Origin of the sequence: Microbacterium hatanonis, from assembly GCF_008017415.1 — a bacterium.
GTDB classification, from domain to species: Bacteria; Actinomycetota; Actinomycetes; order Actinomycetales; family Microbacteriaceae; genus Microbacterium; species Microbacterium hatanonis.
This window is the reverse complement of the sequence record NZ_VRSV01000001.1, coordinates 591,183-605,070: the sequence shown is the minus strand read 5'-3', so window position 1 is coordinate 605,070 and position 13,888 is coordinate 591,183. Positions and strand designations below refer to the sequence as shown.

9 protein-coding genes are annotated in these 13,888 nt (G+C 70.8%); 3 read left to right on the top strand and 6 right to left on the bottom strand.

What is annotated here, in order from left to right; translation table 11 throughout:
- The gene (locus tag FVP77_RS02855) at positions 1 to 765 is read left to right on the top strand and encodes an AAA family ATPase (RefSeq protein ID WP_147893163.1); all 765 of its coding nucleotides are present in this window, start codon (positions 1 to 3) and stop codon (positions 763 to 765) included.
- Positions 766 to 861: 96 nt separating this feature from the next.
- On the opposite strand, the gene FVP77_RS02850 is transcribed toward FVP77_RS02855, so the two are convergent.
- Together FVP77_RS02850 and FVP77_RS02845 are read right to left on the bottom strand one after the other, a co-directional pair.
- Entirely contained in the window at positions 862 to 2,700 is a 1,839-nt protein-coding gene (locus FVP77_RS02850; RefSeq protein ID WP_147893162.1) for a thioredoxin domain-containing protein, read from the bottom strand.
- 15 nt (positions 2,701 to 2,715) lie between these two features.
- On the bottom strand, positions 2,716 to 3,552 hold the full coding sequence (locus FVP77_RS02845) for an aldo/keto reductase (protein ID WP_147893161.1): 837 nt from the start codon (positions 3,550 to 3,552) through the stop codon (positions 2,716 to 2,718).
- A gap of 158 nt (positions 3,553 to 3,710) precedes the next feature.
- Between FVP77_RS02845 and hrpA the strand changes: the two genes are divergently transcribed.
- The gene (hrpA, locus tag FVP77_RS02840) at positions 3,711 to 7,745 is read left to right on the top strand and encodes an ATP-dependent RNA helicase HrpA (RefSeq protein WP_147893160.1); all 4,035 of its coding nucleotides are present in this window, start codon (positions 3,711 to 3,713) and stop codon (positions 7,743 to 7,745) included.
- 113 nt (positions 7,746 to 7,858) lie between these two features.
- Complete coding sequence (locus FVP77_RS02835) at positions 7,859 to 8,917, top strand: glycoside hydrolase family 76 protein (protein WP_147893159.1); 1,059 nt, start codon at positions 7,859 to 7,861, stop codon at positions 8,915 to 8,917.
- A gap of 89 nt (positions 8,918 to 9,006) precedes the next feature.
- Here the strand turns inward: FVP77_RS02835 and mmsB are convergent, their stop codons facing one another.
- The 4 genes from mmsB to FVP77_RS02815 form a co-directional block, all read right to left on the bottom strand.
- The gene (mmsB, locus tag FVP77_RS02830) at positions 9,007 to 10,227 is read right to left on the bottom strand and encodes a multiple monosaccharide ABC transporter permease (RefSeq protein WP_147893158.1); all 1,221 of its coding nucleotides are present in this window, start codon (positions 10,225 to 10,227) and stop codon (positions 9,007 to 9,009) included.
- Between the two features lie 20 nt (positions 10,228 to 10,247).
- Entirely contained in the window at positions 10,248 to 11,774 is a 1,527-nt protein-coding gene (gene mmsA, locus FVP77_RS02825; RefSeq protein WP_147893157.1) for a multiple monosaccharide ABC transporter ATP-binding protein, read from the bottom strand.
- A gap of 67 nt (positions 11,775 to 11,841) precedes the next feature.
- The gene (gene chvE, locus FVP77_RS02820; protein ID WP_187266789.1) at positions 11,842 to 12,978 is read right to left on the bottom strand and encodes a multiple monosaccharide ABC transporter substrate-binding protein; all 1,137 of its coding nucleotides are present in this window, start codon (positions 12,976 to 12,978) and stop codon (positions 11,842 to 11,844) included.
- Between the two features lie 29 nt (positions 12,979 to 13,007).
- Positions 13,008 to 13,808: an L-ribulose-5-phosphate 4-epimerase gene (locus FVP77_RS02815; RefSeq protein WP_147893156.1), complete on the bottom strand. Its 801-nt coding sequence runs from the start codon at positions 13,806 to 13,808 to the stop codon at positions 13,008 to 13,010.
- Between the last annotated feature and the right edge of the window lie 80 nt (positions 13,809 to 13,888).

The window sequence follows — 13,888 nt, the reverse complement described above, 5'->3', positions numbered from 1 at the left end:
GTGGACGACCGGACCGACGCCTGGCTCACCGACGAACGGCCCATCCAGCGGGTCAAGGTGTTCCAGAACGCCTCGTTCGACGAGTCGGCGTGGCCGGCGACGATCCCCGCGATCGCCGATTTCCTCGGCGTCGCGCGCACCGACGGGTGGGAGTTCGACGCCGGCGTGACGTTCCTCGTGGGTGAGAACGGCTCGGGCAAGTCGACGCTCCTGGAGGGCATCGCCGAGGCTGCGGGGCTGCCGCCGGAGGGCGGCACGGTCAACGGCGGCGCGCAGACGCGGGCGACCGAGTCGCCGCTCGGGCAGTGGCTGCGGATCGAGCGCAGCCCCCGCGCCTCCCGGTGGGGGTTCTTCCTGCGCGCCGAGACGATGCACGGCTACTACTCCTACCTCGACGACCTCGGCGGCGCGCAGCCGAGCCTCCACCGCCTCAGCCACGGCGAGTCGTTCAACGCTCTGCTGGACGACAAGCTCGACCACCCGCAGTTCGTCACGGGGCTGGCGTGTCTCGACGAGCCGGAGGCCGCCCTGTCGTTCTCCTCGACGCTGCGCTGGCTCGCCGCGCTCGACCGCATGCGCTCCCGGGGCACGCAGGTGATCTGCGCGACGCACTCCCCCGTTCTCGCGGCGCTCCCGGGCGCCACGATCCTCGAGCTCGGCGACGACGGCATCCACCGCACCGAGTGGGAGGATCTGGAGGTCGTGCGCTCGCACCGCTCGTTCCTCGACGCGCCCGGCCGATTCCTGCGGCACCTGCTCGACTGAGGCCCGGCCCCCCGCCGTGAGATGCCAGAACACCCGGACGACCGGGGGCGGCGCTCCGGGTGTTGTGGACTCTCGCGTGTCGAGGCCCGACGCGGGTCAGGTGCTGAGCTGCGCCGGGTCGGTCACGGGCAGTCGGCAGACGAACCCGCGGCAGTCGTAGGCGGTGGGGAGGCCGCCCTGGGCCGATTTGGCCTCGAAGAGCGAGAATCCGTCGGCGGCGAACGCCTCGGCCTGGTCGGGCGTGACGAACGCGACGACGTCGGCACGGATGCTGCGTGCCGCCTCGCCGAGGGCGCTCCCCGGGGCTCCGACGACGACGAGCTGCCGGGGCGGCGCGGCGAGCGCGACGGCGACGTCGAGCATCGCTCCGTGCCCGAGCGGCTGCTCGAGGGCGGTGGGCGCGACGCGGGCGACGAGCGAGGCGGCCGCGTCGCGGTAGCGCTCCCCCGCGCCGAGGTGCCAGAGCGCGAGCGCACCGCCCGCGAAGGCGGCCGCGGGCGACGGGGAGGCCCCGTCGGCGTCGGAGCCGCCGACCGCCATCCCCTGGGCGACCAGCACCGGGTCGCCCCCGCCGGGCACGACGACGACGTCGTCGTGCAGGCAGGCGTCGACGAGGTCGCGGGCGGCCCGGGCGTAACGCACCTCGCCGGTCGCGGCGGCGAGCAGAGCGAGCCCGCGAGCGAGCGATCCGTAGTCCTCGAGGGTGGCGGGCGCACGCGAGACGATCTCGTCGAGCGACGCGCGGCGCAGCATCCCCTCGTCGCCGATGTTGGTCTCGAGCACCGCCTCGGCCGCCCACCGGGCGGCCTCGAGCAACCGCTCGCCGGAGTCTCCGAGCGCGACACCGGCGCGGGCAAGCGCGCCGACGGCGAGGCCGTTCCACGCCGTGACGATCTTGCCGTCGAGAGCGGGCGGCGCGAGGCCCACACGACCGTGGGCGTCGCGAGCGTAGTAGCCGCCCTCGTCGCGTCGCCCGTCGATGATCGACTCGGAGTCCTGCGCGGCGGCGAACCCGCCGGTCGGCTGCTGCAGCACGTCGATCAGGAACCGGGCGACGTCGGCCGCGATCTCGGGCGCGCCCGCGTCGAGGGCGACCTCGATGAGTCCGGCGTTGTCGGTCAGCATGCGCTCGTAGTGCGGGATGGTCCAGTCACGGCGCGTGGCGTACCGGAAGAATCCGCCGTCGACGGGATCGTGCAGGTCGGACGCCGCCATCGCCTCGAGTGCGCGGCGCGCGACCGCGGGCGCCTCGGGCACCGGCAGCGCCGACGCCTGCAGGAAGCGCAGCGCCGGCACGGTCGGGAACTTCGGATTCTCCAGACCCGGACCGGCGGCGAATCCTCCGTAGGAGCGGTCTTCTCGGCCTACCAGGCGGCGCGCAGCATCCGCGAGGTCGTCGAGGGTCGGCAGCCCGGCCGCGTCGGATGCCGCCGACGCCGCCTCGGCCAGGGCCTGCCGCAGGGCCGCCCCGGTGCGCTCGACCTCGTCGCGGCGCTCGGTCCACGCCTCGCGCACCGCGCTGAGCACCTCGCGGAACGCCGGCAGGGGCGGTCGCGGTTCGCCGGGCCAGTAGGTGCCCGCGTAGAAGACCCGGCCCTCGGGGGTCGTGAAGACCGTCAGCGGCCAGCCGAGATGGGGCGTGAAGGCGGATGCTGCGTCGAGGTAGGCCGCATCGACGTCGGGATGCTCCTCGCGGTCGACCTTCACCGCGACGAAGCCCTCGTTGATCACGGCGGCGGTCGCGGCGTCCTGGAACGACTCCCGCGCCATGACGTGGCACCAGTGGCAGGTCGCGTACCCGATCGACACCATCACCGGAACGCCCCGCCTCGCCGCCTCGGCGAAGGCCTCGGGCCCCCACGCGAACCACGCGACGGGGTTGTCGGCGTGGGCGCGCAGGTAGGGGCTCGAGGACTCGGCCAGGCGGCTGTTCAGGGCGATCCGTCCGTTCTAATTGACCTCGGCGGGGTGCGCGCTGACGCGCCCCGAGCCGTCGCGAGGGTCGAGCGCATCGATCGCGACGAGCTCGGGGCCGCTGAGCTCGAAGTCGAAGACGTCGAAGTTCTCCTCGAGGCGCTCGCGACGCACCGACTTCGGGAAGACGATGAAGCCCTTCTGCAGATGCCAGCGCAGCACGACCTGTGCCGGGGTCTTCTCGTGCGCGGCGGCGGCATCGGCCACGGCGGGCAGGCCGAACAGGTCGTACTTGCCCTGGCCGAGCGGACCCCACGACTCGATGCGCACGTCGTGCTCGTCCGCCCACGCGGTGATCTCGCGCTGCTGGTGAGCGGGGTGCAGCTCGATCTGGTTGACCGCCGGGGTGACGCCGGTCGCCTCGACGATGCGCTCGAGGTGCGGAACCAGGAAGTTCGACACGCCGATCGAGCGGGCCTGCCCGTTGTCGCGGATCTGGATGAGGTGCTCCCACGCGTTGAGGAACGTGTTCTTCTGCGGGGTGGGCCAGTGGATGAGGTAGAGGTCGACGAACTCGAGACCGAGCTTGTCGAGGCTCTCGGTGACCGCTTCGAAGGGCTGGTCGCCGCTCTGCCGGTCGTTCCAGAGCTTCGTCGTCACGAAGAGGTCGTCGCGGGCGATGCCGCTCTTCGCGATCGCCGCGCCCACGCCCTCCTCGTTGCCGTAGATGGCGGCGGTGTCGATGTGGCGGTAGCCGATCTCGAGGGCTTCGGCGACAGCGCGCTCGGTGTCTTCGGCGGGAACCTTGAACACGCCGTAGCCGAGCTGGGGGATCTGGTGGCCGTCGTTCAGTGCGACAAGAGGAATCGTCATGATCCCAGCCTAGGGAGCCGAACCGACGCGGTGGGCGGGCTTGACGCCGTCTCGTCGAAGAGGCGGCCACCGGCGGAGACGCGGGCTTCTCGTCGCCCGCGAAGCCCGCGAGCCGACCGAAGCCCGCGCAGGGGCCCGGGGATCTACGATGGAAGGCTGTGTCTGTGCCAGAACCCGTGATCACGTACCCGCCCGAGCTGCCCGTCAGCGCCGCGCGGGACGAGATCGCGCGCGCCATCGCCGCCTCGCAGGTGGTGATCGTCGCCGGAGCCACCGGGTCGGGCAAGACCACGCAGCTTCCGAAGATCTGCCTCGAGCTCGGCCGCACGCGCATCGCGCACACCCAGCCCCGCCGGATCGCCGCCCGCACGATCGCCGAGCGCATCGCCGAGGAGCTCCAGGTGCCGCTGGGCACGACCGTGGGCTACAAGGTGCGCTTTACCGACAAGGTCACCGAAGACACCCGCATCGCGCTGCTGACCGACGGGATCCTCCTCAACGAGATCCATCGCGACCGACTCCTGCGCCGCTACGACACGATCATCATCGACGAGGCCCACGAGCGCTCGCTGAACGTCGACTTCCTGCTGGGGTACCTCCGCCGCATCCTCCCCGAGCGCCCCGACCTCAAGGTGATCGTCACCTCGGCGACGATCGATCCCGAGAGCTTCGCGAAGCACTTCGCGGATGCTGCGGGAACCCCTGCTCCGATCATCGAGGTGTCGGGGCGCACGTACCCGGTCGAGGTGCGGTACCGACCGTTGGTACCGGACCCGGGGACCGACGAGAGCGCGGTCGCTCCGGCGTCGAAGAAGGCTGCGCCCGACGACGACCCCGACGAGATCGGCGGGATCGTCGCGGCATTGCGCGAACTCGACCGCGAGGCCCCCGGCGACGTGCTGGTATTCCTCCCGGGAGAGGCGGAGATCCGGGATGCGGCGGACGCGGTCCGCGGCGCGTACTCCTCCGACGCCTCGCCCACCGAGGTGCTCCCCCTCTACGGGCGGCTGTCGGCGGCCGAGCAGCACCGCGTGTTCGAGCGGTCGAAGGTGGCCGGCGTCCGCAGACGCGTGATCCTCTCCACGAACGTCGCCGAGACGAGCCTCACCGTCCCCGGCATCCGTTACGTCGTCGACACGGGCACGGCGCGCATCTCGCGCTACAGCGCGCGGTCGAAGGTTCAGCGGCTCCCGATCGAGGCGGTGTCGCAGGCGTCCGCCCAGCAGCGGTCGGGCCGCGCGGGCCGCACGTCCGACGGCATCGCGATCCGCCTGTACTCGGAGGACGACTTCGACCGCCGCCCCGAGTTCACCGAGCCCGAGATCCTGCGCACGTCTCTCGCCTCCGTCATCCTGCAGATGCTCTCGCTCGGATTCGGCGACATCTCGGCGTTCCCGTTCCTCACCCCGCCCGACTCTCGGGGGGTGAAGGCGGCGTTCGACCTGCTGCTCGAGCTCGGCGCGATGCGCGCGCCCCGCTCGCGCGACGAGCAACCGCGCCTCACCGACATCGGTCGCGAACTCGCTCGTCTCCCCATCGATCCGCGTTTCGCCCGGATGCTCATCGAGGCCCGCCGCGACGGCGTCGAGTCGGAGGTGCTGGCCATCGTCGCCGGCCTCTCGATCCAGGACGTGCGCGAACGCCCGGAGGAACGGCGCGAGGAGGCCGACCGCCTGCACGCCCGCTTCACCGACCCGACGAGCGACTTCCTCTCGCTGCTGAACCTCTGGAACCACCTGCAGGAGCAGCAGGCCGAGCTCGGATCGAGCGCCTTCCGCCGCCTCTGCCGCGCCGAACATCTGAACTACGTGCGGGTGCGCGAATGGGCCGACGTGCACCGGCAGCTGCGGTCGCTGCTCGGGCCGTCGGGCGATCGCCCCCGGAGACGGAAGAAGGATGCGGCGCCCGCGCCCTCGCGCGCGTCCGCGCCCGCCGGCGCGTCGTCGTCCGACGTCACGGCGAGCGGCGGGCACGAGGCCGGCGATGCGATCCACCGCGCGATCCTCTCGGGGCTCCTCTCGCACATCGGCCTCCTCGACGTGCGCACGGCGAAGTCGCCGCAGGACCGCAAGCCCGCGCGGGGCGCCGGCGCTCCGCGGGCGGAGTACCTCGGGGCGCGCGGCGCCCGGTTCGCGATCTTCCCGGGCTCGGGGCTGCGCAAGGCCAAGCCCGCCGCGGTCATGGCGGCCGAACTCGTCGAGACCTCCCGTCTCTACGCCCGCACCGTGGCGTCGATCGATCCCTCGTGGGCCGAGTCGCTCGCCGGAGACCTCGCCAAGCGATCGCTGAGCGAGCCCCACTGGTCCAAAGCCGCGGGCGCAGCATCCGCCTACGAGAAGGTGACGCTCTTCGGGGTCGAGATCGTGCCGCGCCGCCGCGTGCAGCTCGCGCGCTTCGACCGGCCGCTGGCCCGCGAGATGTTCGTGCGGCACGCGCTCGTCGAGGGCGAGTGGGACGCCTCGGCGCTCGACAAGCGCCTGACCGCGTTCCTCCGACGCAATACCGAGCAGCGGCGGCTCCTCGAGAAGATCGAGGAGCGCGAGCGGCGTCGCGACATCCTCGTCGGAGACGAGGCGATCTTCGCCTTCTACGACGCCCGGCTGCCGGCCGACGTCTTCGACGTGCGGTCGTTCGAGGCGTGGTGGACCGAGACGTCGGCGCGGACGCCGCGACTGCTCGACGTCACCGAGGCCGACCTCACGGGCGAGGGCGGTCGGGGCGACGACAAGGGCTTCCCGTCGCGTTGGCGCCAGGGCGATCAGGTGCTCGGCCTCGCCTACCGCTTCGAGCCGGGCGCCGACGACGACGGCGTGACGGTCGTGGTGCCGCTGGCCCTGCTGGCGTCGCTGCGGCCGGTCGGCTTCGACTGGCAGGTGCCGGGACTCCGCGACGAGCTCGTCACGTCGCTGCTGCGGGCGCTGCCGAAGACGATCCGCCGCAACGTGGTACCCGCGGCCGACTGGGCCGAGCGGTTCGCCGCCGACCTCGCCGGGCGCGGCCCCGAAGACCACGACGGGCTCCCCGCCGTCTCTCTCGTCGACGCCCTCGCCGCCCTCGTGCAGCGAGTGGCGAACCAGCCCGTGACCGCCGCAGAGTTCGAGCTCGAGCGCGTCTCGCCGCACCTCCGCGTGTCGTTCCGCGCCGTCGACGCCCGCGGCCGCACGGTCGGCACCGACCGCGATCTCGCGGCGCTCCAAGCCCGGCTCGCCGACCGGGCCCGCACGAGCGTCGCCGACACGATCGCCGGCCGCGAGGCGCCGAAGGGCGCCAGGGGCGGCGCGGCGAAGATCGCCGCGGCGACCCTCGACGGCCGCGGGGCCGGCTTCCCCGAGCGCTCCGGGCTCACCGCGTGGACCTTCGACGACCTGCCCGAGATGGTCGACACGAAGGTGGCGGGCGGCATCGTGCGCGGCTACCCCGCGATCGTCGACGACGGAGCGTCGGTGTCGCTCCGGCTCGAGGCCACCGCCGACTCCGCGGCGGCGCTCACCAGGGCGGGGGTGCGACGGATGCTGCTGCTGGCCGTCGCGTCGCCGGCGACGTACGTGCTCGACCACCTCACCGCGAACGAGAAGCTGACCCTCGCCGCCTCCCCTTATCAGAACGCCAAGGCCCTCATCGAGGACGCACGGGTCGCGGTCGTCGACCAGCTGCTCGACCGGCTCGCCCCCGGCCGCGTCGTGCGCACCCGCCAGGAGTTCGAGAGCCTGCGCGACGCGTTCTCGGCTGCCGTCGTCGACGACACCTTCGCCGCGGTGTCGCTCGCCGCGCGCGTTCTCGCCGCCGCCCGCGACGTCGATCGGGCGATGAAGGGGCAGAACTCCCTCACCCTCCTCGGTGCTCTCGGCGACGTGCGCGGGCAGCTCTCGGGCCTGGTGTTCCCCGGTTTCGTCTCGCGCATCGGCCTGACCCGCCTCGCGCACGTGCCGCGGTATCTCGCCGGAGCGCTCGAGCGCGTCAACGCCCTCGCCGACAACGCCGGCCGGGACCGCAGCCGGATGACCGAGTTCGAACGGGCAGCCGCGCCCTTCCAGGAGGCCGGCGGCAGCATCCCCCTCCCCCTCGACGCCGCCCCGGGAGTCGCGCACGCGCGCTGGCTGCTCGAGGAGCTGCGGGTCAGTCTGTTCGCCCAGCGGCTGGGCACCGCTGAGCCCGTCTCGCCGCAGCGCATCGCGAAGGCGCTCAAGGCCTGAGCGGACCGTTCCGGGCGGAGGAGATGGTGCCGGCGCAGGACGATTCGGCCGGAAACCTCCTCCGTGCGCATCTTCTCCTCCGTCGGGTGCACGCCGCACAGGAGGATGAAGGAATGGACACCGCCGAACGCAACGCTCGAGCCGCCTCCGCCGAGCGTGCGATCCTCGATCGCTACCTCGGCGGGTTCCCGGGGGTGTCGTGGGGGCGCTCGGCGTGGCCGCCGATCCCGCTGCGCCGCCGCGGGGGCCCTGCCCGCTGGCACTACTGGTGGAGCGCGCACCTGCTCGACGCGGCGCTCGACGCCGCCGCGCACCGCCCCTCCCCGTCCCGGCGACGACGCCTGCGGCCGCTCGCACGCGGCATCCGCCTCCGCAACGGCGGCACGCTGTCGCGCACGTTCTACGACGACCTGGCGTGGATGGGGCTCGCCCTCGAACACGGCGGCGGCCATCGCCGCGCGACCGAACGCATCGCCGCGCAGCTCGAGGCCGCGATCGACCCCGCGGTCGGCGCGGTGCCGTGGGAGGTCGGCAACCCCTTCTTCAACGCCCCCGCGAACGGGCCCGCCGCGATCCTCTTCGCCCGCACCGGTCGCCGAGACGCCGCCGCGCGGCTGAGCGACTGGATGGACGAGACCCTCCGCGATCCCTCGAGCGGGCTGATCATCGACGGGGTCGTCGTCGAACACGGTGTCGAGACCCGCCGGGCGACCGAGCTGTACACGTACTGCCAGGGTGTCGCGCTGGGGGCGGCGGCCGCGCTCGCCGCCGACGACGCGCGCTTCGCGTCCCGCGCGGCCTCCCTCGTGGGGGCGATCGCCGCGTGGACCGGGCCGTCGCTCCTCCTTCCGGGCGCGGGAGGAGGCGACCGCGGGCTGTTCGCCGGCATCGCGTGCCGCTACCTGGCCGAGGCCGCATCCGCACTGCACGCGCGGGCGCAGGCCGGGGAGCCGGATGCTGCGCCGCTCGAGAGGGCTGCAGCATCCGCCCGCTCCCTCGTGATCGCGAACGCCGACGCCCTCTGGACCGGTCGCGCCACGATCGATGGGCTGCCGGTCTTCTCGGCCGACGCGAAGACCCCGGCCGACCCGGCGCCCGACGCACCCGAACGCGACCTGTCGGTGCAGCTCGGCGCCTGGCTCACCCTCGAGGCCGCGGTCTCGCTCGGGTGACCGCGAGCCCCGGCGGTCGGGATGCTGCGGTGCACGCACGCACGAACGCCCCGCCCGGAGCGGGGCGGGGCGTTCGGTGCGCGCGGGCGTCAGTTGCCCGAGCGGCGCTTGTTGTAGACGTCGAACGCGACGGCGAGGAGGAGCACCAGGCCCTTCACGGCCTGCTGCCACTCGATGCCGATACCCATGATCGACATACCGTTGTTCAGCACACCGATGATGAGACCACCGATGATGGCGCCGCCGATGGTTCCGACGCCGCCCTGCACCGCCGCTCCACCGATGAAGGCCGCCGAGATCGCCTCGAGCTCGAAGCCGTCGCCCGCCTTGGGGCCGGCGAGGTTCAGACGCGCGGTGAAGATGAGTCCGGCCAGGGCGGCGAGGAAGCCCATGTTCACGAACAGCCAGAAGTCGACCCGGCGGGTCTTGATGCCCGACAGCTCGGCCGCGTGACGGTTGCCGCCGATCGCGTAGATGTGGCGACCGAACACCGTGCGGTTCATGACGATGCCGTAGACCATCACGAGCACCGCCAGGATGATCAGCGTGACGGGCACGCCCTTGTAGCCGGCGAGCGAGTAGACGAAGAACCCGATCGCCGCCGAGATCAGCACGAGCTTGACGATGAACCACACGATGGGCTCGACGTCCTGACCGTATTTGCGACGCCCGGCGCGGGTGCGCACCTGCTGCACGACGAGGGCGATCACGACGACCGCGCCGACTGCGAGGGTGAAGATGTCTGGTTCGCTCTCACCGAAGATGCCCGAGAGGAACCCGTTGCCGAGCGCCCGGTACTCGTCGGGGAACGAGCCGATGTTCGCGTTGCCGAGCACGACGAGGGCGAGGCCTCGGAAGATGAGCATGCCCGCGAGGGTCACGATGAAGGCGGGGATGCCGACGAAGGCGATCCAGAACCCCTGCCACGCGCCCACCAGGGCGCCGATCGCGAGGGAGAGGATGACGGCCAGCCACCAGGGCATCCCCATCTTCACCGCGAAGACGCCCGAGATCGCTCCGACGAAGGCGGCGACCGAACCGACCGAGAGGTCGATGTGGCCGGCGATGATGACCATCACCATGCCGATGGCCAGCACCAGGATGTACCCGTTCTGCACCACCAGGTTGGAGATGTTCTGCGGACGCAGGAGGATGCCGTTGGTCAGGATCGTGAACAGCACCACGACCGCGATGAGGGCGATGAAGATGCCGTTGCGGCCGAGGTCGGTCAGGATGTGCGTGAACCAGCGCGTGAACTTGTTGTCCGGCGGATTGATCTGCGCCCCGACGGCTTCGGTGTTGTTGGTCATGTCGTGCTCCTGTGGCCGCGTCAGCGCGGATTCTCGATGGTCATGAGCTTGAGGACGGATTCGGGTGTCGCCTCGGCGATCGGCAGCTCGCCCGTGATCCGCCCCTCCGACAGCGCGTAGACGCGGTCGGAGATGCCGAGCAGCTCCGGCAGCTCGGAGGAGATCACGATGATCCCCTTGCCGGATGCTGCGAGCCTGTTGATGATCGTGTAGATCTCGTACTTCGCACCGACGTCGATGCCGCGGGTGGGCTCATCCAGGATGAGCACCTCGGGGTCGGAGTAGATCCACTTCGACAGCACCACCTTCTGTTGGTTGCCGCCGGAGAGCTTCCCGGTCTTGACCAGCACGTTGGGCGCCTTGATGTTCAGGTCGCGGCGGTACTCGTTCGCGACCTTGAACTCCTCGTTGTCGTTGACGAGGCCGGCCTTCTCGAGCTTCTTGAGCGAAGCCATCGAGACGTTCCGCTTGATGTCCTCGATCAGGTTGAGCCCGAACGTCTTGCGGTCCTCCGTCGCGTAGGCCAAGCCGTTGTCGATCGCCTCGGCGACCGTGCGGGTCTTGATCTCCTTGCCGCGCATGAACACCTTGCCGCTGATCCGCGTGCCGTAGCTGCGGCCGAACAGGCTCATCGCGAACTCGGTGCGACCGGCTCCCATGAGGCCGGCGATGCCGACGATCTCACCGGCGCGCACGTTGATCGACACGTTGTCGACCATGACGCGCGTGGGGTCCTGGGGGTGGTGGGCCGTCCAGTCCTCGACGCGGAGCAGCTCCTCGCCGATCTGGGGCTCGTGGTCGGGGTAGCGGTGTTCGAGATCGCGACCGACCATGTCCTTGATGATGCGGTCCTCGGTGACGTCGCCCTGCGAGATCGTCTCGATCGTCTTACCGTCGCGGATGACCGTGACGGAGTCGGCGACGCGCTTGATCTCGTTCAGCTTGTGGCTGATGATGATCGATGTCACGCCCTCCGCCTTGAGCTGGAGGATGAGATCGAGCAGGTGGGCGGAGTCCTCGTCGTTCAACGCCGCCGTCGGCTCGTCGAGGATGAGGAGCTTGACCTCCTTCGACAGCGCCTTCGCGATCTCGACCAGCTGCTGCTTGCCGACGCCGATCTGGTTGATCTTCGTCGTCGGGTTGTCGCGGAGCCCCACGCGCTTGAGCAGCGCCGCGGCTTCGAAGTTCGTCTTGTTCCAGTCGATGAGTCCGCCCGAGGCGCGCTCGTTGTTGAGGAAGATGTTCTCGGCGATCGACAGGTACGGGCTCAGCGCCAGCTCCTGGTGGATGATGACGATGCCCTTCGCCTCGCTGTCGCGGAGGTTCTTGAACGCCACCTCCTCGCCCTCGAACACGATCGCGCCCTCGTAGGTGCCGTGCGGGTAGACACCCGAGAGCACCTTCATCAGGGTCGACTTCCCCGCACCGTTCTCGCCGCAGATCGCGTGGACCTCGCCGCGGGCGACGCTCAGCGTCACGTTCGACAGCGCCTTCACCCCCGGGAACGTCTTGGTGATCCCGCGCATCTCCAGAATGTTGTCGGCCATGCCGTCTCTCCTCTCCCCAGACAGGGCCGGGCGGCTCCCGCCGCCCGGCCCGTCGTTTCTTCGGGTGTTAGCCGGCGACCTCGTCCGCGGTCCAGTAATCGCTGTCGACGAGAACCTCGGTGATGTTGTCCTTGACCACGATCACCGGGTCGAGGAGGTACGACGGCACGACCTTCACGCCGTTGTCGTAGTCCGTGGTGTTGTTGACCTCGGGCTCCTCGTCGTTGAGCAGGGCGACCGCCATGTCGACGGAGACCTGAGCGAGCTGACGCGTGTCCTTGAAGATGGTCGCGTACTGCTCACCGCGGTTGATGGCCTTGACCGAGTCGAGCTCGGCGTCCTGGCCGGAGATGATCGGCCATTCGGCGCCGACGGCGTAGCCGGCGTCGGTGAGTGCCGAGATGATGCCGCGCGAGATGCCGTCGTAGGGCGACAGGATCGCGTCGACCTGCGTGCCGTCGGAGTAGGTCGCCGTGAGGATGTCCTCCATGCGGCTCTGGGCGGTCTCGCCGTCCCAGCGGAGCGTGGCGACCTGCTGGAAGTCGGTCTGACCCGACTTGACCACGAGCGTTCCGTCGTCGATCAGCGGCTGGAGCACGTCCATGGCGCCGTTGAAGAAGAAGGTCGCGTTGTTGTCGTCGGGCGAACCGGCGAACAGCTCGATGTTGAACGGGCCTGCCGGCGCGCCCGCGATCGCGGTGCCGTCGAGCTCGGTCAGACCGAGTCCGTTGAGAACCGACCACGCCTGCTGCTGACCGACGAGGAAGTTGTCGAACGACGCGTAGTAGTTGACGTTCTCCGAGTCGCGGATGAGGCGGTCGTAGGCGATGACGGGGATGTCGGAGTCCGCGGCGTTCTGCAGCACCTCGGTCAGCGTCGTGCCGTCGATCGAGGCCACGATGAGCGCTTCCGCGCCCTTGGTGATCATGTTCTCGATCTGCGAGACCTGCGTGGGGATGTCGTCCTCTGCGTACTGGAGGTCGACGGTGTAGCCCTGCTCCTCGAGGGCTGCCTTGACGGCGTTGCCGTCCTGGATCCAGCGCTCGGAGCTCTTGGTGGGCATCGCGACGCCGATGAGGCCGCCGTCTCCGCCGCCGTCGCCGGTGCCGCCGGTCGAGCCGCCGGAGCAGGCCGAAAGCAGGAGTGCTCCCGCGGCGACCGCCGCGACGAGAATCTTCTTGCCTTTCACAGTGATTCCTTTCATAGGACTTCTTCGTCTTGGTGTTTCGGTGTTCATTTATCTGCTGTCCGACCGGAGGTCTTCTCCGAACGGCGACCGCGACGCGGCGGGGTGACCCGGCGCTCGACGGTGGTCTGGTGGTCGAGCGACCGGGTGCGCTCGTGGAGGCGGTCGATCGCCTCGGCGGGGAGGGGCTCCACCGCGCCGCCCTCGCGGGCGATGTGCACCGTGCGTGCGACGTCCTCGAGCACCACGGCGGCCCGCACGGCGTCGCGGGGCGTCTGGCCGATCGTGAACGGACCGTGGCTGCGCATCAGCACGGCGCGGGAGCGCGAATCACGAAGGGTTTCGACGATGCCGCGCCCGATCGAGTCGTCGCCGACGATGGCGAAGGGACCCACCGGCACCGGTCCGCCGAACTCCTCGGCCGCGGCCACGATCGTGCACGGGATCTCTTCACCGCGCGCCGCCCACGCCACGGCATAGGTCGAGTGCGTGTGGACGATGCCGCCGACCTCGGGAAGGTTCCGGTACACGAACGCGTGCGCCGCCGTGTCGCTTGAGGGCGCCCGGCTGCTCCCCGGCGTCCCCTCGACGACCTGGCCGTCGAGGTCGCAGACGATCATGTTCTCGGGGGCGAGGTCGTCGTACGACACGCCCGACGGCTTGATGACGAACAGGTCGGCCCCGGGCACGCGGCCCGACACGTTGCCGCCCGTCCAGACGACGAGTCCGTAACGGACCAGCTCGCCGTGGAGAGCCGCCACATCGGCCCGCACACGCGCGACGGCGACCTCGGTCTTCACGCCTGCCACGTACGGGTCGTGCAGCTCGGCGGCATCGCCAGCGCCCATCACGACTCCTTCGTCACACCCTCGTGATCCGGTCATGTGACCGTTCACATTGCGCAACTATAGCCAGGTCCGCGGCGCCA

What these genes read in the sequence shown, in the direction of transcription:
- FVP77_RS02845 (WP_147893161.1), bottom strand. Translation starts at nt 3,552, where the DNA reads ATGACGATTCCTCTTGTCGCACTGAACGACGGCCACCAGATCCCCCAG.
- FVP77_RS02835 (WP_147893159.1), top strand. Translation starts at nt 7,859, where the DNA reads ATGGACACCGCCGAACGCAACGCTCGAGCCGCCTCCGCCGAGCGTGCG.
- chvE (WP_187266789.1), bottom strand. Translation starts at nt 12,978, where the DNA reads ATGAAAGGAATCACTGTGAAAGGCAAGAAGATTCTCGTCGCGGCGGTC.
- mmsB (WP_147893158.1), bottom strand. Translation starts at nt 10,227, where the DNA reads ATGACCAACAACACCGAAGCCGTCGGGGCGCAGATCAATCCGCCGGAC.
- mmsA (WP_147893157.1), bottom strand. Translation starts at nt 11,774, where the DNA reads ATGGCCGACAACATTCTGGAGATGCGCGGGATCACCAAGACGTTCCCG.
- FVP77_RS02815 (WP_147893156.1), bottom strand. Translation starts at nt 13,808, where the DNA reads ATGGGCGCTGGCGATGCCGCCGAGCTGCACGACCCGTACGTGGCAGGC.